Source organism: Streptomyces sp. NEAU-YJ-81 (assembly GCF_017592595.1).
Classification (GTDB): Bacteria; Actinomycetota; Actinomycetes; order Streptomycetales; family Streptomycetaceae; genus Streptomyces; species Streptomyces hygroscopicus_B.
On record NZ_JAGFNO010000008.1, the window covers coordinates 87,137 to 107,303 of the forward strand.

The 20,167-nt window shown below is 69.0% G+C and carries 21 protein-coding genes; 13 read left to right on the forward strand and 8 right to left on the reverse strand.

The annotated features are described in order from the left end of the window. Positions 1-62 precede the first annotated feature (62 nt). The 6 genes from typA to J5X86_RS19830 all read left to right on the forward strand — a co-directional run bounded on the left by typA (position 63) and on the right by J5X86_RS19830 (position 8,398). Positions 63-1,958, forward strand: a complete 1,896-nt coding sequence (gene typA / locus J5X86_RS19805) for a translational GTPase TypA (RefSeq protein ID WP_208518104.1) — start codon at positions 63-65, stop codon at positions 1,956-1,958. Positions 1,959-2,492: 534 nt separating this feature from the next. Continuing rightward, positions 2,493-4,136, forward strand: a complete 1,644-nt coding sequence (locus J5X86_RS19810) for an ABC transporter substrate-binding protein (RefSeq protein ID WP_208518105.1) — start codon at positions 2,493-2,495, stop codon at positions 4,134-4,136. A 148-nt stretch (positions 4,137-4,284) separates the two neighbouring features. After that, entirely contained in the window at positions 4,285-5,211 is a 927-nt protein-coding gene (locus J5X86_RS19815) for an ABC transporter permease (protein ID WP_059145286.1), read from the forward strand. Next, entirely contained in the window at positions 5,204-6,178 is a 975-nt protein-coding gene (locus J5X86_RS19820) for an ABC transporter permease (RefSeq protein WP_208518106.1), read from the forward strand. The genes J5X86_RS19815 and J5X86_RS19820 overlap by 8 nt, the downstream gene beginning before the upstream one ends. A gap of 11 nt (positions 6,179-6,189) precedes the next feature. After that, the gene (locus J5X86_RS19825) at positions 6,190-7,248 is read left to right on the forward strand and encodes an ABC transporter ATP-binding protein (RefSeq protein ID WP_208518107.1); all 1,059 of its coding nucleotides are present in this window, start codon (positions 6,190-6,192) and stop codon (positions 7,246-7,248) included. Then, positions 7,241-8,398, forward strand: coding sequence for an ABC transporter ATP-binding protein (locus J5X86_RS19830; RefSeq protein WP_208518108.1), 1,158 nt, complete (start codon positions 7,241-7,243; stop codon positions 8,396-8,398). Before J5X86_RS19825 ends, J5X86_RS19830 begins: the two co-directional genes overlap by 8 nt. Before the next feature lie 81 nt (positions 8,399-8,479). Here J5X86_RS19830 and J5X86_RS50820 read toward each other — a convergent pair whose 3' ends face one another. After that, complete coding sequence (locus J5X86_RS50820) at positions 8,480-8,635, reverse strand: hypothetical protein (protein WP_243980874.1); 156 nt, start codon at positions 8,633-8,635, stop codon at positions 8,480-8,482. 35 nt (positions 8,636-8,670) lie between these two features. Between J5X86_RS50820 and J5X86_RS50825 the strand changes: the two genes are divergently transcribed. From J5X86_RS50825 to J5X86_RS19850, 4 genes are all read left to right on the forward strand, one after another. Further along, complete coding sequence (locus J5X86_RS50825; RefSeq protein WP_243980875.1) at positions 8,671-8,880, forward strand: hypothetical protein; 210 nt, start codon at positions 8,671-8,673, stop codon at positions 8,878-8,880. Positions 8,881-9,039: 159 nt separating this feature from the next. Next, the gene (locus tag J5X86_RS19840; RefSeq protein WP_208518109.1) at positions 9,040-9,924 is read left to right on the forward strand and encodes a helix-turn-helix transcriptional regulator; all 885 of its coding nucleotides are present in this window, start codon (positions 9,040-9,042) and stop codon (positions 9,922-9,924) included. A gap of 12 nt (positions 9,925-9,936) precedes the next feature. Next, positions 9,937-10,137 carry a DUF397 domain-containing protein gene (locus tag J5X86_RS19845; protein WP_208518110.1) on the forward strand — a complete coding sequence of 67 codons (201 nt, stop codon included), beginning with the start codon at positions 9,937-9,939 and terminating at the stop codon, positions 10,135-10,137. Between the two features lie 274 nt (positions 10,138-10,411). Continuing rightward, complete coding sequence (locus tag J5X86_RS19850) at positions 10,412-10,930, forward strand: hypothetical protein (RefSeq protein ID WP_208518111.1); 519 nt, start codon at positions 10,412-10,414, stop codon at positions 10,928-10,930. A 3-nt stretch (positions 10,931-10,933) separates the two neighbouring features. Here the strand turns inward: J5X86_RS19850 and J5X86_RS19855 are convergent, their stop codons facing one another. The 5 genes from J5X86_RS19855 to J5X86_RS19875 form a co-directional block, all read right to left on the reverse strand. Next, positions 10,934-11,971, reverse strand: a complete 1,038-nt coding sequence (locus J5X86_RS19855) for an ABC transporter ATP-binding protein (protein WP_374229272.1) — start codon at positions 11,969-11,971, stop codon at positions 10,934-10,936. Continuing rightward, positions 11,964-13,070 carry an ABC transporter ATP-binding protein gene (locus J5X86_RS19860; protein ID WP_208518112.1) on the reverse strand — a complete coding sequence of 369 codons (1,107 nt, stop codon included), beginning with the start codon at positions 13,068-13,070 and terminating at the stop codon, positions 11,964-11,966. Before J5X86_RS19860 ends, J5X86_RS19855 begins: the two co-directional genes overlap by 8 nt. A 119-nt stretch (positions 13,071-13,189) precedes the next feature. Further along, positions 13,190-14,227: an ABC transporter permease gene (locus J5X86_RS19865; protein ID WP_208518113.1), complete on the reverse strand. Its 1,038-nt coding sequence runs from the start codon at positions 14,225-14,227 to the stop codon at positions 13,190-13,192. Next, entirely contained in the window at positions 14,220-15,143 is a 924-nt protein-coding gene (locus J5X86_RS19870) for an ABC transporter permease (protein WP_208518114.1), read from the reverse strand. Before J5X86_RS19870 ends, J5X86_RS19865 begins: the two co-directional genes overlap by 8 nt. A gap of 3 nt (positions 15,144-15,146) precedes the next feature. Next, positions 15,147-16,787 (reverse strand): ABC transporter substrate-binding protein, encoded by a 1,641-nt coding sequence (locus J5X86_RS19875; RefSeq protein ID WP_208518115.1) that lies wholly within the window; start codon positions 16,785-16,787, stop codon positions 15,147-15,149. 415 nt (positions 16,788-17,202) lie between these two features. Between J5X86_RS19875 and J5X86_RS19880 the strand changes: the two genes are divergently transcribed. Both J5X86_RS19880 and J5X86_RS19885 read left to right on the forward strand, forming a co-directional pair. Beyond that, positions 17,203-18,327 carry an epoxide hydrolase family protein gene (locus tag J5X86_RS19880; RefSeq protein WP_208518116.1) on the forward strand — a complete coding sequence of 375 codons (1,125 nt, stop codon included), beginning with the start codon at positions 17,203-17,205 and terminating at the stop codon, positions 18,325-18,327. A 108-nt stretch (positions 18,328-18,435) separates the two neighbouring features. Further along, positions 18,436-18,633: a hypothetical protein gene (locus tag J5X86_RS19885; protein WP_208518117.1), complete on the forward strand. Its 198-nt coding sequence runs from the start codon at positions 18,436-18,438 to the stop codon at positions 18,631-18,633. Between the two features lie 11 nt (positions 18,634-18,644). Here J5X86_RS19885 and J5X86_RS19890 read toward each other — a convergent pair whose 3' ends face one another. Then, complete coding sequence (locus J5X86_RS19890; RefSeq protein WP_208518118.1) at positions 18,645-19,046, reverse strand: type II toxin-antitoxin system VapC family toxin; 402 nt, start codon at positions 19,044-19,046, stop codon at positions 18,645-18,647. A 27-nt stretch (positions 19,047-19,073) separates the two neighbouring features. Continuing rightward, positions 19,074-19,349 (reverse strand): hypothetical protein, encoded by a 276-nt coding sequence (locus J5X86_RS19895; protein ID WP_208518119.1) that lies wholly within the window; start codon positions 19,347-19,349, stop codon positions 19,074-19,076. A 119-nt stretch (positions 19,350-19,468) separates the two neighbouring features. Between J5X86_RS19895 and J5X86_RS19900 the strand changes: the two genes are divergently transcribed. Further along, positions 19,469-20,164, forward strand: coding sequence for a M15 family metallopeptidase (locus J5X86_RS19900; protein WP_208518120.1), 696 nt, complete (start codon positions 19,469-19,471; stop codon positions 20,162-20,164). Positions 20,165-20,167 lie beyond the last annotated feature (3 nt).

Consider the following 20,167-nt stretch of genomic DNA (forward strand, 5'->3'; position numbering starts at 1 on the left):
GCGGAAGGCGCGTCGCACAAGGAGCGCGCCGCCACCCACGAAACCGGGAGAAGCGCGCTTCTATGCCCACGCGCCACGACATTCGTAACGTCGCCATCGTCGCCCACGTCGACCACGGCAAGACGACCCTCGTCGACGCCATGCTCAAGCAGGCGGGTGCGTTCGCCGCCCACCAGCAGGTGGACGACAGGGTCATGGACTCCAACGACCTGGAGCGCGAGAAGGGCATCACCATTCTCGCGAAGAACACCGCCGTGAAGTACCACCCGGCGGACGGCGGCGACCCCGTCACCATCAACATCATCGACACCCCCGGCCACGCCGACTTCGGCGGTGAGGTCGAGCGCGGTCTGTCCATGGTCGACGCGGTGGTCCTGCTGGTGGACGCCTCCGAGGGCCCGCTGCCGCAGACCCGCTTCGTGCTGCGCAAGGCGCTCCAGGCCAAGCTGCCGGTGATCCTGTGCATCAACAAGACGGACCGCCCGGACTCCCGGATCGACGAGGTCGTCAACGAGGCGTACGACCTCTTCCTGGACCTGGACGCGACCGAGGAGCAGATCGAGTTCCCGATCGTCTACGCCTGCGCCCGTGACGGTGTGGCCTCGCTGACCAAGCCGGAGGACGGCACCGTCCCGGCCGACAGCGACAGCCTCCAGCCGTTCTTCTCCGCGCTGCTGGAGACCGTCCCGGCGCCGGAGTACGACTCGGCCGCGCCCCTCCAGGCCCATGTCACGAACCTGGACGCGGACAACTTCCTCGGCCGTATCGCGCTGCTCCGGGTCGAGCAGGGCGAGCTGAAGAAGGGGCAGACGGTCGCGTGGATCAAGCGCGACGGCACCATCTCCAACGTCCGGATCACCGAGCTGATGATGACCGAGGCGCTCACCCGCAAGCCCGCCGAGGTGGCCGGCCCCGGTGACATCTGCGCGGTCGCGGGTATCCCGGACATCATGATCGGCGAGACCCTGGCCGACCCGGAGAACCCGATCGCGCTGCCGCTGATCACCGTCGACGAGCCCGCGATCTCGATGACCATCGGCACCAACACCTCCCCGCTGGTCGGCCGCGGCCCCGGCGGCAAGGGCGCCGACAAGTCGGCCGTGAAGGACCGGAAGGTCACCGCGCGGCTGGTCAAGGACCGGCTCGAGCGCGAGCTGATCGGTAACGTCTCGCTGCGCGTGCTGCCCACCGACCGCCCGGACGCCTGGGAGGTGCAGGGCCGGGGCGAGCTGGCGCTGGCGATCCTGGTGGAGACCATGCGCCGGGAGGGCTTCGAGCTGACCGTCGGCAAGCCGCAGGTGGTCACCCGGGAGATCGAGGGCAAGCTCCACGAGCCGATCGAGCGCATCACCATCGATGTGCCCGAGGAGCACATGGGCGCGGTCACCCAGCTCATGGGCACCCGCAAGGGCCGGATGGACAACATGTCCAACCACGGCTCCGGCTGGGTCCGCATGGAGTTCATCGTCCCCTCCCGCGGTCTGATCGGCTTCCGTACCGAGTTCCTGACCGCGACCCGCGGCACCGGTATCGCGCACTCCATCCACGAGGGCCACGAGCCGTGGTTCGGCGAGCTGAAGACCCGTAACAACGGGTCGCTGGTGGCCGACCGCTCGGGCGCGGTGACCGCCTTCGCGATGACCAACCTCCAGGAGCGCGGCGTGCTCTTCACCTCGCCGGGCACCGAGGTGTACGAGGGCATGATCGTCGGCGAGAACTCCCGCTCCGACGACATGGACGTCAACATCACCAAGGAGAAGAAGCTCACCAACATGCGGTCCTCCACCGCTGATGTGACCGAGTCCCTGGTCCCGCCGCGGCTGCTCTCGCTGGAGCAGTCCCTGGAGTTCTGCCGCGACGACGAGTGCGTCGAGGTGACGCCGGAGACGGTACGGATCCGCAAGCTGGTGCTGGACCAGAAGGAGCGCGCCCGCAGCGCCTCCCGCGCCAAGCGCTGACGCTCACGCCTGGGCGCCGGGCGTCACGCCCGGGCGCCGGGCGCCGGGGCTCGCTCCGGGCGCCGATGCGCACTCCGGAGTCGATCACGGAGCGTAGGCGCCCCCCTGTGCGTCAGTGAGCTGCCAGCGGCCCGGACCCCCCGCTTCCACGGCGGGGGTCCGGGCTGTTGCCATGTCAGGAAGGTGACAGTCAAGCGGTTATCCGGATCTGAGCGTCCGGGTATCGGAGTCCAGGCTCCGCATGATGTGTTAACAGTCCGTTTCGCGTGTGTCTGTCTGGGGCAGTTTTGTCCGGATTTCGAAGCTCCGCGCGTAGATGCTGTGACCAAAGCGAGACCCATAAGGTGTGGTTTAAGGGCCGGACGTGCTCAATCATGGGGTCCATTGAGCTCGGGTCAATGGGTCACACGCTGTGGGGAGCGCGGACCTACGAGCACATCTGGGGGGTTCCGGTCCCTTTCGCTGTCAGGGGTGTCAGCGTGTCTCCGGGCGCCCCCTCTCGTAGTGACAGTGGACTCCTGAGGAGGCAAACCCATGCGCGGTGCCAAGAGCGCCAAGTGGGTCGCGTTGGCAGCGGTCGTGGCGCTGGCCGCGACCGCCTGCGGTGGTAACGACAGCGACAGCGGCAGCAACGATATGAACAAGGGGACGGCGGACCCGAACGGGATACTCACCGCCCAGCTGAGCGAGCCGCAGAACCCGCTGCAGCCGGCGAACGCCAAGGAGAGTCAGGGCAGCCGCGTGCTGCGGACGATCTTCGCGGGGCTGGTGGACTACGAGCCGGGCACCGGCAAGCTGGTGTACGTCAACGCGGAGTCGGTCACCCCCAACAAGGACTCCTCTGTCTGGACCGTCAAGCTCAAGCCGGGCTGGAAGTTCCACAACGGTGAGACCGTGACCGCCAAGTCCTACGTGGACTCGTGGAACTGGTCGGCCAATGTGTCGAACAACCAGACCAACTCGAGCTGGTTCCAGGACATCAAGGGCTACGAGGACGTCCACCCGGAGAAGGGCAAGCCCAAGGCCGACAAGATGTCCGGCCTCAAGGTCGTCAACGACAACGAGTTCAAGATCGAGCTCAACAGCTCGGTCTCGTACTTCGCCTACAAGCTGGGCTACGACGTGTGGACCCCGCTGCCCACCGGGTTCTTCAAGGACCCCAAGGGCTTCGGTGAGAAGCCGGTCGGCAACGGTCCCTACAAGTTCGTCTCCTGGGACCACAAGAAGATGATCAAGGTCCGGAAGTTCGAGGGCTACCAGGGCCCGAACAAGGCCAAGAACGGCGGCATCGACTTCAAGAACTACACCACCGCCGACGCCGCCTACTCGGACATTCGCTCGAACAACCTCGACTGGATCGAGCAGGTCCCGACCACCGCGCTGACCAACTACAAGTCCGACCTCGGCAAGCGCGCGATCGACGAGGAGTACTCGGCGGTCCAGTCGGTCGTCCCGGCCTTCTACACCGACCAGTTCAAGGACATCGACCCGAAGGTCATCCAGGGTCTGTCCATGGCGATCGACCGTGACACGATCACCAAGACCGTGCTGCACGGCTCCCGCACCCCGGCCGACAGCTTTGTCGCCCGCGGCGTGATCGGCTACAAGGCCGGTGCGCTCAAGGACCAGGTCACCTACGACCCGGCCAAGGCCAAGGCCCTCATCAAGGAGGGCGGCGGTGTCCCGGGCAACAAGATCTCGATCCAGTTCAACGCCGACCAGGACCACAAGCCCTGGGTGGACGCGGTCTGCAACAGCATCCGCAAGGCCACCGGCGTCGACTGCGTCGGCGACTCCAAGCCCGACTTCCAGGCCGACCTGAACGCGCGTGACAAGCACCAGGTCAAGTCGATGTACCGCGGTGGCTGGGTGCTCGACTACCCGGTCAACTCGAACTTCATGAGGGACCTGTACGGCTCCAAGGCGGCCGGTAACACCAGCGGCTACGCCAACAAGCAGTTCGACGAGCTCGCTTCCAAGGCCGACAAGGCCGCCACCCTGGATGAGACCGTCAAGCTCTACCAGCAGGCGGAGCAGGTCCTCGCCAAGGACATGCCGGCGATCCCGCTGTGGTTCTACAAGGTCAACAGCGGCCAGTCCAACAAGGTCCTGGGGAAGATCCCCTACGGCCAGGACGGCGACCCCATCTTCACCGACGTCCAGGTGAAGAAGAAGTAATCATCGGGACCGCCGGCCGGTGCCGCCGCTCCCCCCACCGGGGAGCGGCGGCACCGGCCCGCAGGCGTGAGGCCCGCAGCTCATCCCCCCACCCGCGTGGCGCAGACGAGACGTGGCCTTCGCCGCCCCCCAACGGCATGGAGGCATGATGGGGCGCTATGTCGCCAGGCGACTGCTCCAGATGATCCCGGTGTTCATCGGGACTACTCTGATTATTTTCCTCATGGTCCACGTACTGCCCGGTGACCCTATCCGGGCGATGTGGGGAGACAAGGCCGCGGACCCCGCGCAGGTCGCGTCCCTCCGCCATGAGTTCGGGCTGGACCAGCCTCTGTGGAGGCAGTACATCGACTACATGGTCAACCTCTTCCAGGGAGACTTCGGCAAGACCTTCGGCGGTCGCCCGGTCTCCGAGGAAATGGGGATGGCCTTCCCGGTGACCCTCCGCCTCGCGGCGGTGGCCCTCACCATCGAGATCATCGTCGGCATCGGGCTCGGTGCCTGGGCCGGTCTCAAGGCCGGCCGCGCCGTGGACACCGGCGTCCTGATCTTCACGCTGATCGTCATCTCGATGCCGGTCTTCGTCCTCGGCTACCTGGCCCGGTTCATCTTCGCCGACGAGCTCGGCTGGCTGCCACCGAATGTGCAGAACTCGATGGACGTGGAGCAGCTACTGCTGCCCGGCTTCGTCCTCGCGATGCTCTCCATGGCGTATGTGGCCCGGCTGACCCGGACCACGTTCGCCGAGAACCTGCGCGCCGACTACATGCGCACCGCGCTCGCCAAGGGCCTGCCGCGCCGCCGCATCATCGGCGTCCACCTGCTGCGCAACTCGCTGATCCCCGTGATCACCTTCCTCGGCACCGATGTCGGCGCGCTGGTCGGCGGCGCGGTGGTCACCGAGGGCATCTTCAACGTCCAGGGTGTCGGCAATCTGCTGTTCAACGCGCTCGGGCGGCGGGAGGGCTCCACGATCGTCGGGGTCGTGACCGTCTTCGTCCTCGTCATCCTGCTGATCAACCTAGTCGTCGACCTGCTGTACGCGGTCCTGGACCCGAGGATCCGGTATGCCTGACATGACCAAATCCCAGTCCGGTACGGCGGTCGACACGGCGGTCGACGCCGTGGCCCCGCCGACCGAGGTGGACACCGCCCCCGCCGGCCCCGCCGCCCAGGGCAAGCCTCGCTCGCTGTGGGGCGACGCCTGGTTCGAGCTGCGCCACCGGCCGCTGTTCTGGGTCTCGGCGGTGCTGCTGGTACTGCTGCTCAGCATCGCGATGTTCCCCGGTCTCTTCACCGGCGCCGACCCCAAGGACGGCGACCTGACCAACCACTTCCTGACCAAGCCGGAGCTGACGCACTTCTTCCAGGCCGACTGGTTCGGCTACGACGGGCAGGGCCGTTCCATCTACGCCCGGGTCATCTACGGCACCCGCGCCTCCATCATGGTCGGTGTCGGGGTGACGGCCGTGGTCACCGTCTTCGGTGGCCTGCTGGGCATGCTGGCCGGGTACTTCGGCGGCTGGATCGACTCGATCGTCTCCCGCATCGTCGACATCTTCTTCGGTCTGCCGTTCCTGCTCGGCTCGATGGTCGTGCTGAACGCGTTCACCGAGCGCAAGGTGTACGTGGTGATCGCGGCGCTCGCCTTCCTGGGCTGGACCACCATCGCCCGCGTGATGCGCAGCTCGGTGATCACGGCCAAGCAGGCGGACTACGTCACCGCGGCGCGCGCCCTCGGCGCGGGCACCAACCGGATCCTGTTCCGGCACGTACTGCCCAACGCGCTCGCGCCCACCATCGTGGTCGCGACGATCTCGCTCGGCGCCTACATCTCCGCCGAGGCCACGCTGTCGTACCTGGGTCTCGGCCTCGCCGACCCGACGATCTCGTGGGGCATCGACATCTCATCGGCCAAGGACGCCATCCGGGACAACCCGCATGTGATGCTGTTCCCGGCCGGAATGCTGAGCCTCACGGTCTTCGCATTCATCACGCTCGGCGACGCGGTCCGCGACGCCCTCGACCCCAAGCTGCGCTGAGGAGGGCGTACGTGACCACCATCGAGAAGACCGCGGACGACGCCGTCCGCGAGGGTGCAGGCGACGACGGCACCCCACTGCTGGAAGTCCGCGATCTGCATGTGGAGTTCCACACCCGGGACGGTGTCGCCAAGGCCGTCAACGGCGTCAACTACAGCGTCGACGCCGGTGAGACGCTCGCCGTCCTCGGCGAGTCCGGCTCCGGCAAGTCGGTGACCGCCCAGGCGATCATGGGCATCCTCGACATGCCGCCCGGGAAGATCCCGCAGGGCCAGATCCTCTTCCGCGGCGAGGACATGCTCACCATGTCGGGGGAGGAGCGCCGGAAGATCCGTGGCCGGAGGATCGCCATGATCTTCCAGGACGCGCTCTCCTCGCTGAACCCGGTGCTCTCCGTCGGCTATCAGCTCGGCGAGATGTTCCGGGTCCACCAGGGCCTGTCCAAGAAGGAGGCCAAGGCCAAGGCCATCGAGCTGATGGACCGGGTCCGCATTCCGGCGGCCAAGGAGCGGGTGGCCGACTATCCGCACCAGTTCTCCGGCGGTATGCGCCAGCGCATCATGATCGCCATGGCGCTCGCGCTGGAGCCCGACCTGATCATCGCCGACGAGCCGACCACGGCCCTCGACGTCACCGTCCAGGCCCAGGTGATGGACCTGCTCGCGGAGCTCCAGCGTGAGTACAACATGGGTCTGATCCTGATCACCCATGACCTGGGCGTGGTCGCGGACGTCGCCGACAAGATCGCCGTGATGTACGCGGGACGGATCGTCGAGACCGCCCCCGTGCACGAGCTCTACAAGCGCCCGGCCCACCCCTACACCCGGGGCCTGCTGGACTCCATCCCGCGCCTGGACCGCAAGGGGCAGGAGCTCTACGCGATCAAGGGGCTGCCGCCCAATCTGCTCAAGATCCCTTCGGGCTGCGCCTTCAACCCGCGCTGCCCCAAGGCGGAGGACATCTGCCGTACGGACGTCCCCGCGCTGGTGCCGGTCACCGAGCAGGACGGCACGGAGCTGCCGGGCCGCGGCAGCGCGTGCCACTTCTGGAAGGAGACCCTCCATGGCTGACACCGAGAACAATGAGGCGGCCATGGAACCGGCCGTGGACGCCACCCTCAACGTCACGGAGGTGGAGACGGTCGACGCCGCCACCGAGGACGAGGCGGTCGCGGCCATCGAGGCCAAGGTCGACCGCGGCGAGCCGATCCTCCAGGTGCGCAATCTGGTCAAGCACTTCCCGCTGACCCAGGGCATCCTCTTCAAGCGGCAGATCGGCGCGGTCAAGGCGGTCGACGGCATCTCCTTCGACCTCTACCAGGGCGAGACGCTCGGCATCGTGGGCGAGTCCGGCTGTGGCAAGTCCACCGTCGCCAAGCTGCTCATGACCCTGGAGACCGCCACCGCGGGCGAGGTCTTCTACAAGGGCCAGGACATCACCAGGCTGTCGGGCCGCGCGCTGCGGGCCGTCCGCCGCAACATCCAGATGGTGTTCCAGGACCCGTACACCTCGCTCAACCCGCGTATGACGGTGGGCGACATCATCGGGGAGCCCTTCGAGATCCACCCCGAGGTGGCCCCCAAGGGCGACCGGCGCCGCAAGGTCCAGGAACTCCTGGACGTCGTCGGCCTCAACCCCGAGTACATCAACCGCTATCCGCACCAGTTCTCCGGCGGCCAGCGCCAGCGCATCGGCATCGCGCGCGGGCTCGCCCTCAACCCGGAGATCATCATCTGCGACGAGCCGGTCTCCGCGCTCGACGTCTCCGTCCAGGCACAGGTCATCAACCTGATGGAGGGGCTGCAGGACGAGTTCAACCTGTCCTACATCTTCATCGCCCACGACCTGTCCATCGTCCGGCACATCTCCGACCGGGTCGGCGTGATGTACCTGGGCAAGATGGCCGAGATCGGCTCCGACACCGAGATCTACGACCACCCGACGCACCCCTACACCCAGGCGCTGCTGTCGGCCGTCCCGGTCCCGGACCCGGAGTCGCGCGAGGGCCGCGAACGCATCATCCTCACCGGCGACGTCCCGTCCCCGGCCAACCCGCCCTCCGGCTGCCGCTTCCGCACCCGCTGCTGGAAGGCCGAGGACAAGTGCGCCAAGGAGATCCCGCTCCTGGCCATCCCGGAGCGCTTCGCCGGATCGGACTCGCCGGCGGCACACGAGTCGGCGTGCCACTTCGCGGAGGAGAAGGACGTGGTCCACGCCTAGCGCTGCCGCGCGGGCCCGCTGTTGAACGACGAGGGCCGCCCGGACCGTGATCACCACGGTCCGGGCGGCCCTCGCCGTCGTTCAGGACGCTGTGAGCGGCGGGTTCAGCGTGAACCAAACGGCCTTGCCGGTGACGCCCGCATCCTTGTCGGTGTAGTCGTGCACGCCCCAGGTGTCGGAGCACGACTCGACGAGCGTGAGCCCGCGCCCGCTCTCGTCCTCGGCGCCGGCCGCCACCGCCTGCGGCAGCCCGCAGCCGGAGTCCCCACACGGTGACCCGGAAGTCGGGTGGCATCGGCTCCCAGTCCATGCTGACGTACGCGTCGGTGGTGGTGTTCCGGTACGAGTTGGTGACCAACTCCGACACGAGCAGTTCGGCCCTGTCGATGATGCAGTCGAGCCGCGCCGCCTTGAGGATGTGGCGGATGCTGGCCCGTACGACGCCCACGGCGCGGGGGTCGTGGGGGATGAACAGGCCGTAGGACCAGGGCTCTTCGGGCATGCGCATGGGGCAGCCTCCAGGTGAGTGCTTTCTGTGACTGACGCCATACGTAACGTAGCGCGGCGGGTTGCCAATTCACAACACAATCAGCACGCTTCGTGGTTGAGTGGTCACACTGTCTACGACGAGGGAGGGCGTTATGGGGCTTCGGGCCAACCCTACGTATCGCCAACGACGCTTCGGAGCTGAGGTTCGCAGGCTACGCGAACGTGCTGGCCTAAGCGTTGGCCAAAGCGCCGCGGTGATGAACATGAACCAGTCGCATATCAGCAACGTTGAGTCCGGACGTACCGGCCTATCGCCTGAGCGGCTACGCGCCCTGACTGGAGCCGTAGGTTGTGAAAGCACAACCTACGTTGACGCGCTTGTGGCGATGGGCCAGGCATCGGGCAAAGGCTGGTGGAGTGCGTATCGCGACAAGGTGCCCGTCTCACGCATGGACACGGCCGAGCTGGAGGCCGGTGCCGATGCGATGCTCTGCTATGAGCCAATGTTCGTGCCGGGGTTGCTGCAGACCCGAGAGTACTCGGCGGCGATCCACCAAGCCGGGTACGTCCCTGCGTCACGCGAGGACAACGACTCGTCCGTCGAGTTCCGCCTGGAGCGCCAGAAGGTGCTCGTCGGCGAGCAGCCTCCTCAGTTCCATGCGGTGGTCCATGAGGCCGCGTTGCGCACCACGTTCAATCGTCGCGACATCATGCGCGCCCAGTTGCTGAGGCTGATCGAACTGTCCCGGCTGCCCAACGTCACGGTCCAGATCCTCCCGTTCGATGGCCCAGTGCCGTTCGGTACGTCCTTCACGCTGATCCGGCCCAGCGTGGCGGAGTTGAGCACGGTGATCGTGCCGCACATCGAGCAGTCGCTCTACCTGGGCGACAATGCCGCGATCGCTCGATACAACGAGGTTTTCGCTATTATGTGCGAAGTGGCGTTGCCTCCTGTCGACGCGACGGTTTCGCCGGAGGCGCATGGAGTGAAGGACTCGCTGGGGTTGATCCAGCGGCTCCTCTATCCCCTGCTCTAGGAAGGCGCACGCATGTCTCAGCTCAGGTGGCGGAAGTCGAGCTTCAGCGAGGGCCACACCGACACGTGTGTCGAACTCGCCGCCGACTCCGTCGGCACCTCCCACCTCCGTGAGAGCGACGACCCGGAGGTCGTCATAGCCACGACCCCCGCCGCGCTCCGCGCCTTTCTACGGGCCGCCAAGGCGGGGAGATTCGACCGCCTCGAAGGGTGAGCGGCGCCCCTCCCGGTACCCCTTCCGGAAATGCTTGATCTCGCGCAACTAATTTGTCAAACGTTTTTCAGAGGGGTACCCCACCCCCCCGGCAATCCGGAGGCGATCGGGCAGTCCGGCAACGGCCTCGGCCCCCGAGCACGGGCGCCGCCACTGGTACCCACCCCGGCGGCCCGGCGCCCGGCGACGGCGCCCCGCCCCCCACCCCCCGACCCATGCTCAAATGCGCCGAAGGCGCGAGACGGCGCCGCACCGCACCTCGTAGGGTCGTGGCATGACCGCCCCTCACTCTCCGGTGTACCAGGAGTACTACACCCGCATCCCTTTCCAGCTCTTGACGGGCGCCGAGTGGAAGCGGCTGGTGGCTTTCCGGGCCGATGAGTCCGGCGTCACCCTGGGCGGCGCCGTATTGCGATACCACCGGTTCCTGGCCGTCGTGCCGTGGCGGGACATCGAAGCCGTCGTGGTGTGGGCCACGCAAACCCCCAGCGAGAAGCCGGTACGGTACATAGGTCTGAAGCTGCGGCCGGGCGTTCCTGCGCCTCCCGGCCCCAACCAGAAGCTCACCCCGCAGTTCGCCGCGGGTTTCGCACCGCACCTCGAGTACGAGGTCGTAAGGAACAGTCGGCGCATCTTCCTCTGGAAGGTCGATCAGGCCCGGCTCTCCGCCGCCGTCCAGGCGTTCGCCCCCCACGTTCAGCTACGTGCCCACCCGGTGCACCGGGAGCGACCGGGGGAGGGAAGCGCGCTGGGGAACGACTCCGGCGGGAGCATTTTCGACATCTTGCCCTGAACATCATGCCCTGACCTCCGCGCGCTCCTCCGCGAAGTGGCAGGCCGAGGCGTGGGCGGCCGGGCCCGCCAAGCCCGTCGGCACCGCCAGCACCGGCACCTCCGCCGCGCAGCGCTCCCGCGCCTTCCAGCAGCGGGTGCGGAAGCGGCAGCCGGAGGGCGGGTTGGCCGGGGAGGGGACGTCGCCGGCCAGGAGGATGCGTTCGCGGCGCTCGCCCGACTCCGGGTCCGGGACCGGGACGGCGGACAGCAGGGCCTGGGTGTAGGGGTGCGTGGGGTGGTCGTAGATCTCGGAGCCCGTCCCCGTCTCGGCGAAGCGGCCCAGGTACATCACGGCGACCCGGTCGGAGATGTGCCGGACCACCGACAGATCGTGGGCGATGAAGACGTACGCCAGGCCGAACTCGTCCTGCAGCCGCTCCATCAGATTGACCACCTGCGCCTGCACCGACACGTCCAGCGCCGAGACCGGCTCGTCCGCGACGATGACCTCCGGCCGTAGCGCCAGGCCCCGGGCGATGCCGATGCGCTGGCGCTGGCCGCCGGAGAACTGGTGGGGATAGCGATTGGTGTGCTCGGGGCTGAGGCCCACGACCTCCAGCAGCTCCTGGACCGCCCGCCGCCGGTCGCCCTTGGGGGCCGCCTCGGGGTGGATCTCGAAGGGCTCCCCGATGATGTCGCCCACTGTCATGCGGGGGTTGAGAGAGGTGTACGGGTCCTGGAAGACCATCTGGATGTTGCGGCGGACGGCCCGCAGCGCGCGGCCCGAGAGCCGGGTGATGTCCTCGCCCCGGTAGTGGATCGTCCCGGCGGTCGGCCGTTCCAGGCTCACCAACAGCCGGGCGACGGTGGACTTACCGCAGCCGGACTCGCCGACGATGCCGAGCGTCTCCCCGCGCCGCAGGGCGAAGGAGACCGTGTCGACCGCCCGGACGGCGCCGACCCGTCGCTTGAACACCACGCCCTGGGTCAGGGGATAGAGCTTGGCCAGGTCGCGGACCTCCAGGACCGGCCCGTCGGGCTCAGACATGCGCTCAGGCATGCAGCTCCTCCTTCCAGAAGTGGCAGGCGCTGGTCCGCCCGCCGGACGCGGAGGACGCCGGGGGAGCACCCGTCGGGGAGGAGCCTGCCGGGGACGCGCCGGGCGGGGACGAGCCCGCCGGGGGCGCCCCTGGCGGGGACGAGCCCGCCGCCACCACCTCGTACAGCGGCGGCCGTTCGACGCGGCAGACCTCCTGGGCGCGCGGGCAGCGGGGGTGGAAGGGGCAGCCGGAGGGCATGGCGAGGGGGCTGGGCGGCGCTCCCTTGATCGCGTAGAGCTCCCCGCCCCGGTGGCCTCGCTCGCCCCGCTGGTCCACGCGCGGCACGGAGTCCAGCAGTCCGCGCGTATACGGATGGGCGGGGCGGCGGTAGAGGTCGCGCACCGGTGCGGTCTCCACGATCCGGCCCGCGTACATCACGGCGATGGTGTCGGCCACGTCCGCGACCACGCCCAGGTCATGGGTGATGAGGACGAGCCCCATGGCGTACTCCCGGCGCAACTCCGCGAGCAGGTCCATCACCTGGGCCTGGACGGTGACGTCCAGGGCCGTGGTCGGCTCGTCGGCGATGATCAGCTCCGGCTCCAGCGCCATCGCCATGGCGATCATGATGCGCTGGCGCATCCCCCCGGAGAACTGATGCGGATAGTCCCCAGCCCGCTGCCCCGCCGCCGGGATGCGGACCCGGTCCATCAGCTCGACCGCCCGCCGCCGGGCGTCCTTGCGGGACATCCCCCGGTGCACCTCGTACATCTCGGCGAGCTGGGCGCCCACGGGGATCACCGGGTTGAGGGCGGAGAGCGCGTCCTGGAAGATCATCGCCATCGCGGCGCCCCGGATCCGGCGGCGCTCCCGCGCGCCCATCGTCAGCAGATCCCGCCCCCGGAACAGCACTTGACCGCCGGTGACCCGGCCGGGCGGGGAGTCGAGGATGCCCATGACGGCCTGGGCGGTCACGGACTTGCCGGACCCCGACTCGCCCAGCACGGCGAGGGTGCGGCCCGCGTCCAGGCCGTAGCTCACCCCGCCGACGGCCTCGGCGACCCCGTCGCGGGTGCGGAATTCCACGCGCAGGTCGCTTACCTCCAGCAGGCGGGTCACGGCAGGTCAGCTCCTCATCGCAGCTCGGCGGCGAGCCGTCGCGGCTTGGGGTCGAGCCGTCGCGGCTTGGGGTCGAGCCGTCGCGGCTTGGGGTCGAGCCGTCGCGGCTCGGGGCCCAGTCATCGCAGCCTGGGGTCGAGTGCGTCGCGCACCGCGTCGCCGAGCATGATGAACGCGAGCACCGTGAGGGACAGCGCTCCGGCGGGCCACAGCAGCATGTGCGGGGCGTTGCGGATCTGGGTGGCGGCGGAGGAGATGTCGATCCCCCAGGAGATGGTGGGCGGTTTGAGCCCCACGCCGAGGAACGACAGCGTGGCCTCCAGCGAGATGTAGGTGCCCAGCGCGATGGTCGCGACGACGATCACGGGGGCCACGGCGTTGGGCGCGATATGGCGCAGCAGCGTCCGGCCGCTGCCGGCGCCGAGCGCCCGCGCCGCCTGGACGTAGTCGTGCTCCTTGACGGTCACCACCGAGCCGCGCGCGATCCGGGAGATCTGCGGCCAGCCCAGCAGCACGATGAAGCCGACGACCGGCCAGACCGAGCCGCTGGTGACCACGGACAGGAAGACCAGACCGCCCAGCAGGATCGGGATGCCGAAGAAGACATCGGCGATCCGCGAGAGCAGCGCGTCCCACCAGCCGCCGAAGTATCCGGCGAGCCCGCCCAGCGCGCTGCCGAGCAGCGCCGCGCCGAGGGTGGCGCAGATGCCGACGGTGATGGAGGCGCGGGCGCCGTAGACCGTGCGGGTGTAGACGTCGCGGCCCTGGAGGTCGTAGCCGAAGGGGTGGCCGGGGGCCGGGCCGTCCTGCGCCCTGGCGAGGTCGCCGTGGTACGGGTTGCCGCTCGCGATCAACTGCGGCCAGATCGCGATGAGGACGAGGAAGAGGATGGTCAGCGCGGAGAGGATGAAGACGGGGTTACGGCGCAGATCGTGCCAGGCGTCGGACCACAGCCCCCGTCCGGTGGGCGCGGCCGGTCCGCCGGAGCGGCGGCCGGGCTCCTTGCGCCAGGGGAGGGGGAGGCGCCAGGGGCCGCGCCGTGGTCCGCCCTTCAGGGTCTGGGAGCCGGGGGTGGCGAGGTCCATCGGACCGCCGCCGCTGCCGGCCGGTGCGATCGCCTCGGTCATGTCGTAGCGCGGGTCAAAGGGCTCAGGCATACCGGATCCTCGGGTCGAGCACGGCGTAGAGGAGGTCGACGAGCAGATTGGCGAGCAGGAAGACGATCACCAGGATGGTCACGAAGCCGACGACGGTCGGCGAGTTCTGGCGCAGGATGCCCTGGTAGAGCTGGTAGCCGACGCCGTGGATGTTGAAGATCCGCTCGGTGACGATGGCCCCGCCCATGAGCGCGCCGATGTCCGTGCCGATGAACGTCACGACCGGGATCAGCGAGTTGCGCAGCAGATGGCGGGTGACGATCCGGTGGCGCGGCAGCCCCTTGGCGACGGCGGTGCGGACGTAGTCGGCGCGGGCGTTCTCCACGATGGAGGTGCGGGTGAGGCGGGTGGTGTACGCGAGCGACACCAGCCCCAGCACCACCCCGGGCAGCAGCAGTTCGGTCAGCGGCGCCGCCGGGGAGACCGACGGTCTGGCCCAGCCCCAGGTCACGCCGAACAGATACTGCAGCACCGTGCCGCTGACGAAGGTCGGGACGGCGACCACGACCAGGGTGAGCAGCAGCACCGAGGTATCCAGCCCCCGGCCGCGGCGCAGCCCGCTGAGGACGCCCAGGGTGATGCCCAGCGCCATCTCGAAGACGACCGCGACCACGGTGAGCCGGAGGGTGACGGGGAACGCGCTCGCCATCAGCTCGGTCACCGGCTGCCCGTTGAAGGCCGTACCGAAGTGCCCGCTGAACACCTGCCCCATGTAGTGCACGTACTGGCGCCACAGCGGCTCGTCCAGATAGAGGTCCTTACGGATCCGCGCGGCGGTGGCGGGGTCGGGGGCCTTGTCGCCGAAGAGCGCGGCGACCGGGTCCCCGAGCGCGTACACCATGAAGAAGATCAGGAAGGTGGAGCCGATGAACACCGGGATCATCTGCAGCAGTCGGCGCAGCCCATAGCGGCCCATGGCTCAGCCGACCCTGATCCGTGCGTAGACCGGGACGCTGAACTGGTTGAGCGCCACCTCGCTGAGCCGCTGCGAATAGCCCGCGCTGCCGTTCTGGTACCACAGCGGAATGGCGGGCATCTGCTGGGCGAGGACCTTCTCCGCGTCCCGGAAACCGGCGATGGCCCGGCCGTCCGCGGAGGCGGCGTTGGCCTGGTTCACCATCCGGTCGAAGCCGGTGTCGCTGAAGTGGCCGTCGTTGGAGGAGGCGCCGGTGTAGTAAAGGGGCTGCAGAAAGTTCTGGATCAGCGGATAGTCCATCTGCCAGCCGGCCCGGAACGGCCCGGTCATCTCCTTGCCCGCCATCTTGTTGCGGTAGTCGGCGAATGTGCCGATCGGCTTGCCGACACAGGCCCGGTCGCTTCTCAGCACGGTGTTGACGCTGTTGCAGACCGCGTCCACCCAGTCCTTGTGGGAGCCGCTGTCGGCGTTGTACGTGATCGTCATCCGGCCGCCGGGCAGTCCGCCGCCCGCCTTGATCAGCTTGCGCGCCCGGGCCGGGTCGTAGCGGCAGGCGTCCCCGCACAGCCCCGGCTCGTAGCCGCCCTGGCGGCGCAGGACCGGTGAGGTCCAGTCGGTCGCGGGGGTGCGGGTGCCGTGGAAGATCCGCTCGGTGATCTGCGCGCGGTTGATCGCCATCGAGATGCCCCGGCGGACCGTGGCCTTGGCCGGGCCGCTCCAGGCGCGGTCGTACATCGGGAAGGTGAGGGTTTGGATGATCCCGGCGGGCTGGTTGATGTAGCGGTCGCCGAGATCGGAGCGGACGAACTTGAGCTGCTGCGCCGGGACATCGTCGACCAGATCGAGATTGCCCGTCTGGAGATCGGTGTAGGCGGTGTTGTTGTCGGTGTAGACGCGCAGATCGACGCCCTTGTTACGGGCCTTGTCCGGGCCGCGATAGCCGCCCCAGGCGCGCAGCTTCATCACCGAGCCCTTGGTGTACGACCGCACCTGGTACGGGCCGTTGCCGACGGGCTTTCTCAGCCAGGCGGCATGGTCTTCGAAGAACGCCCGGGGCAGCGGCGCATAGGCGTTGTAGCCCAGCGTCTTGGGCCAGGTGGAGAACTTCTGGGTGAGCCGGACGGTGAAGGTCCGCTCGTCCTTGACCCGCAGCCCGGAGAGGGTCTTGGCGGTGGGGGCGCCGCCGGAGGCGGGATGGACCTTGTCGTAGCCCTCGATGTACTCGAAGAAGTAGGCGTTGCGCTGCTTGTGGTCGATCCGGGCGCCGTAGTTCCAGGCGTTCACGAAGGACGCGGCGGTGACCTTCTCCCCGTTGGCGAACCGTCGGCCCTGCTTGAGGGTGATGGTGTAGTTCCGCTGGTCGGAGCTCTCGATCCGGTCCGCGAGCGCGTTCTTGGCCTCGCCGGTCCTGGGGTCGTAGCGCTTGAGCCCGCGGAAGATCATGTCGAGGACCTTGCCGCCCTGGACGTCGTTGATATTGGCCGGCTCCAGCGGATTGGGCGGATCGCCCCAGGACGAGCGGACGACACCGTCCTCGGCGCCGCCGTCCCCGCCGCCGCAGGCCGTCAGGGGCAGGGCGACGGCGGACACGCAGAGCGCGGACAGCGCGCGCCTGGCACGCAGGGAATACGGGGCTCCGCGCATGGCGCCTCCCGAGGATCCGGTCCAAGATCCGTCTTTGGCCCCATCTGACATCCCCTGGGGCGACGGCGCACGTCGATGACCGCTGTCCGGGGTGGCGGGCGGTGGATGAAGCGACGTTGGTGAGGCGCGATGGGGGGAGGAAGCGCGATTGGGGAAGCGCGAGCCGAGCGGTACGTCCCTCGCTCGGCAAGCGCTTTCTAGAGCACTGTCCCGTAAGAACACCCCAGATTTCAAGTGCTGTTACCGGACTTGGAGCGATCCATTCCCGTCTCGGGTGATAGGAGAAGCGCAAGCGTTTCATATCCGGCGCCGCAGGCCGCCGAGGGCCGTTGGCCCCGGCCGCTGGCCCCGGGCGCCGCACGCCCCCGAGGGTCGCGGACGCTCCCCGTCCGCGACCGCCTCTACCGTGCGGGCCATGGAGATCCACCCCTTCCGCATCGCCGTCCCCCAGCCCGACCTCGACGATCTGCGCCGACGCCTGCAACACACCCGCTGGCCGGAACCGCTCCCCGGCGCCGGCTGGTCCGACGGGGCCTCGCCCGACCACGTCCGCGAGCTGGCCGGATACTGGGCCACCGGCTTCGACTGGCGGGCGCAGGAGGCGCGGCTGAACGCGTTCCCCCAGTTCACGACGGAGATCGACGGGCAGCGGGTGCACTTCCTCCATATCCGCTCACCCGAGCCGGCTGCCCTGCCGCTGCTGATCACCCATGGCTGGCCCGGTTCGGTCGCGGAGTTCACCGAGGTCATCGGCCCGCTGACCGATCCGCGCGGACACGGGGGCGACCCGGCCGACGCCTTCCACGTCGTCATCCCGTCCCTCCCCGGCTTCGCCTTCTCCGCCCCGCCCCGCGAACCCGGCTGGGGCATCCGCCGCATCGCCACCGCGTGGACGGAGCTGATGCGGCGCCTGGGGTACGAGCGCTACGGCACGCAGGGCGGCGACTTCGGCTCGCTGATCTCCCCCGAGGTGGCCCGGGTGGCGCCGTCCCGGGTCGTCGGCGTACACGTCAACGCGCTGGTGACCGCCGGGTCGGCCGACCCGGCCGGACCGGAGGAGCTGACCCCGGCGGAGCGCTCCCGGCTGGCCGGTGTCGAACGCTGGCACCGCGAGCTGTCCGGCTACGCCGCCATCCAGGGCACCCGCCCCCAGACCCTGTCCTACGGCCTCGCCGACTCGCCCTCCGGCCAACTGGCCTGGAACCTCGACTGGTTCGCCGCCCACGGCGACAAACCGGACGCCCTCGACCGCGACGCGGTCCTGACGAACGTCTCCCTCTACTGGTTCACCAACACGGCGGGCCCCTCCGCCCGCCTCTACAAGGAGGCCGCCTCGGCCTGGGGCACACCCCCCGAACGCTCCGGCGTCCCCACCGGCGTCGCGGTCTTCCAGGGCGACACCGCGATCCGCCGCCTCGCCGAGCGGTGGCATGCGATCACCCACTGGTCGGAGTTGGGGGCGGGCGGCCACTTCGCGGCGATGGAGGTCCCGGAACTGCTGGTGGGGGACGTACGGACGTTCTTCCGCGACCTGCGCTGACCGGGGCCCGTACGGTCCGTACCGGTGAGCCCCGCTCGGGAGGGGTCCCGAGCATTCCCATGGATGATGGCCGCCCTGTCGCCGAGGTGAGAACCAAGGAAGTCCGCCATGACCCCTGTGCAAGTTGACTGGCTGTCCATCGTGTTCGCCCCCATCGGCGTCATCGCGCTGGTGTGTGCCTTCTTCGCACGACGTTCGTCGTCCCAGAGGGACGAGCCCATGCCTGCCTGGGGCAAGGCCGTCCAGGGTGTGGGGATGGTCCTCGTGATGTGCGTGGCCCTCACCAACATGATGTGGGGCACGTGAGGGGACTTGAATCAGACCTGCTGTACGGCCACCAGCTTGCCTCGGCTGCCAAGCCGGTCGAGCAGATGCCGAATGTCGTCGGGGTCGGAGGTGGCGATCGTCGCCCGCTGCCGCACGGCGAGCACCGCGACGGCGCCGTCCACCGGATCGGACGTTCCCGCTCGGGCCAGCAATTCCCCGATCTCCCGGGCCGCTGTCTCGTCCATGACCGCCACATCGCAGCCCTTGAGCAATTGCGCCAAGCGCGCCTGCCGCGCTCCGTCCCGCCACACCTGGGCGACCACAGCCGCGGGCACCAGGGGCACGCCGCCCGCGGTGAGATAGGCACGGTGAGCTCTCCAGACCTTCGTCTGGGAACGCTCGGCAGCAATCAACATCCCCGCGTCATAGACGACGGGACGCAGTACGGTCATCGGTTGTCCCCCCGGGCACTTGCGAAATCAAGCCGCGTGATCGTCAACGCCGGAGCTGTCGTCCGCGACGGGCCTCGTGACCGTGTCCATGAAGTCATCCACCCACGCCTGCTCTTCCGGAGTGGGTGGTCCGATCTCCGCGAGCACCTCTTCCGCCGCGATCAGCCCTGCCTCGATCTTGGCCGCGCGCTCGGCCGCACGCGAGAGCCAGGCCGAGACACTCATTCCCTCGCGGTCCGCCGCGTCCTTGGCCGCGCTCAGGGTCTCGCTCGGGATCGTGATCGTGACACGTTCGAGGCTCATACCGGCGATCATACGGGCGGACTGCCCATTCCGGGCGCCCACGGACGGCGGTTCATCCGAACGAGGGGATGGGCAGATTACGGGGCGGCGGACGGACCGGTGCGCGTGAGGAGAGCCCCATGACCAGCTCGCCCTTCCCGGCGGATCAGCGGATCGTCCTGATCGGCGACCCACGCGTCAGGGCGGTCCCGGTACGCGAATGCGGCGAACCGCTGGTCGACTGCCGGGGCCGGATGCGCGTGGACACCCGGCGGGCCGATCCGGCGGGACACTTCGCGCACCTCCGGGCCGGAGTCGCCGAACGGCTTGAGCGTGCCGAGAAGTCGCTGCCGGACGGCTGGCGGTGGCTGCTGGTCGAGGGCTACCGGCCCCCGGCGCTCCAGCGGGAGATCTTCGACGGCTACGCGGCCACGCTGCGGAAGCTCGATCCGGACGCCGACGAGGAGCGGATCCGCACGGCCGCCAGCCGCTGGTGCGCCCCGGCGGAGACGGCCGGGCACGTCGCCGGGGCGGCGATCGACTTGACCGTCTGCACCCGCGACGGCGTGGAAGTGGACATGGGCAGCCCGGAGGCGGCCACGCCGGAGGAGAGCGGCGGGGCCTGCTACACCCACGCCCCCGGCCTGCCCGAACGGGCCCGCGAGAACCGGGCGTTGATGATCGAGGCGCTGTCCTCGGTGGGCATGGTCAACTACCCCACCGAGTGGTGGCACTGGTCGTACGGAGACCGCTACTGGGCCTGGTCCACGACCGCCCCCACCGCCGTCTACGGCCCCGTCCCGGAGGACGCCCCCGATGTGCGGGTTCGCCTATGATCG

Bases quoted from the DNA above. Each gene is read 5' to 3' on its own strand.
- typA (WP_208518104.1), top strand. From the start codon at position 63: ATGCCCACGCGCCACGACATTCGTAACGTCGCCATCGTCGCCCACGTC.
- J5X86_RS19900 (WP_208518120.1), top strand. From the start codon at position 19,469: ATGACCAGCTCGCCCTTCCCGGCGGATCAGCGGATCGTCCTGATCGGC.
- J5X86_RS19890 (WP_208518118.1), bottom strand. From the start codon at position 19,046: ATGACCGTACTGCGTCCCGTCGTCTATGACGCGGGGATGTTGATTGCT.
- J5X86_RS19850 (WP_208518111.1), top strand. From the start codon at position 10,412: ATGACCGCCCCTCACTCTCCGGTGTACCAGGAGTACTACACCCGCATC.
- J5X86_RS19885 (WP_208518117.1), top strand. From the start codon at position 18,436: ATGACCCCTGTGCAAGTTGACTGGCTGTCCATCGTGTTCGCCCCCATC.
- J5X86_RS19865 (WP_208518113.1), bottom strand. From the start codon at position 14,227: ATGCCTGAGCCCTTTGACCCGCGCTACGACATGACCGAGGCGATCGCA.
- J5X86_RS19895 (WP_208518119.1), bottom strand. From the start codon at position 19,349: ATGAGCCTCGAACGTGTCACGATCACGATCCCGAGCGAGACCCTGAGC.
- J5X86_RS19830 (WP_208518108.1), top strand. From the start codon at position 7,241: ATGGCTGACACCGAGAACAATGAGGCGGCCATGGAACCGGCCGTGGAC.
- J5X86_RS19875 (WP_208518115.1), bottom strand. From the start codon at position 16,787: ATGCGCGGAGCCCCGTATTCCCTGCGTGCCAGGCGCGCGCTGTCCGCG.
- J5X86_RS19855 (WP_374229272.1), bottom strand. From the start codon at position 11,971: ATGCCTGAGCGCATGTCTGAGCCCGACGGGCCGGTCCTGGAGGTCCGC.
- J5X86_RS19845 (WP_208518110.1), top strand. From the start codon at position 9,937: ATGTCTCAGCTCAGGTGGCGGAAGTCGAGCTTCAGCGAGGGCCACACC.
- J5X86_RS19820 (WP_208518106.1), top strand. From the start codon at position 5,204: ATGCCTGACATGACCAAATCCCAGTCCGGTACGGCGGTCGACACGGCG.
- J5X86_RS19840 (WP_208518109.1), top strand. From the start codon at position 9,040: ATGGGGCTTCGGGCCAACCCTACGTATCGCCAACGACGCTTCGGAGCT.
- J5X86_RS19810 (WP_208518105.1), top strand. From the start codon at position 2,493: ATGCGCGGTGCCAAGAGCGCCAAGTGGGTCGCGTTGGCAGCGGTCGTG.
- J5X86_RS19870 (WP_208518114.1), bottom strand. From the start codon at position 15,143: ATGGGCCGCTATGGGCTGCGCCGACTGCTGCAGATGATCCCGGTGTTC.
- J5X86_RS19880 (WP_208518116.1), top strand. From the start codon at position 17,203: ATGGAGATCCACCCCTTCCGCATCGCCGTCCCCCAGCCCGACCTCGAC.
- J5X86_RS19815 (WP_059145286.1), top strand. From the start codon at position 4,285: ATGGGGCGCTATGTCGCCAGGCGACTGCTCCAGATGATCCCGGTGTTC.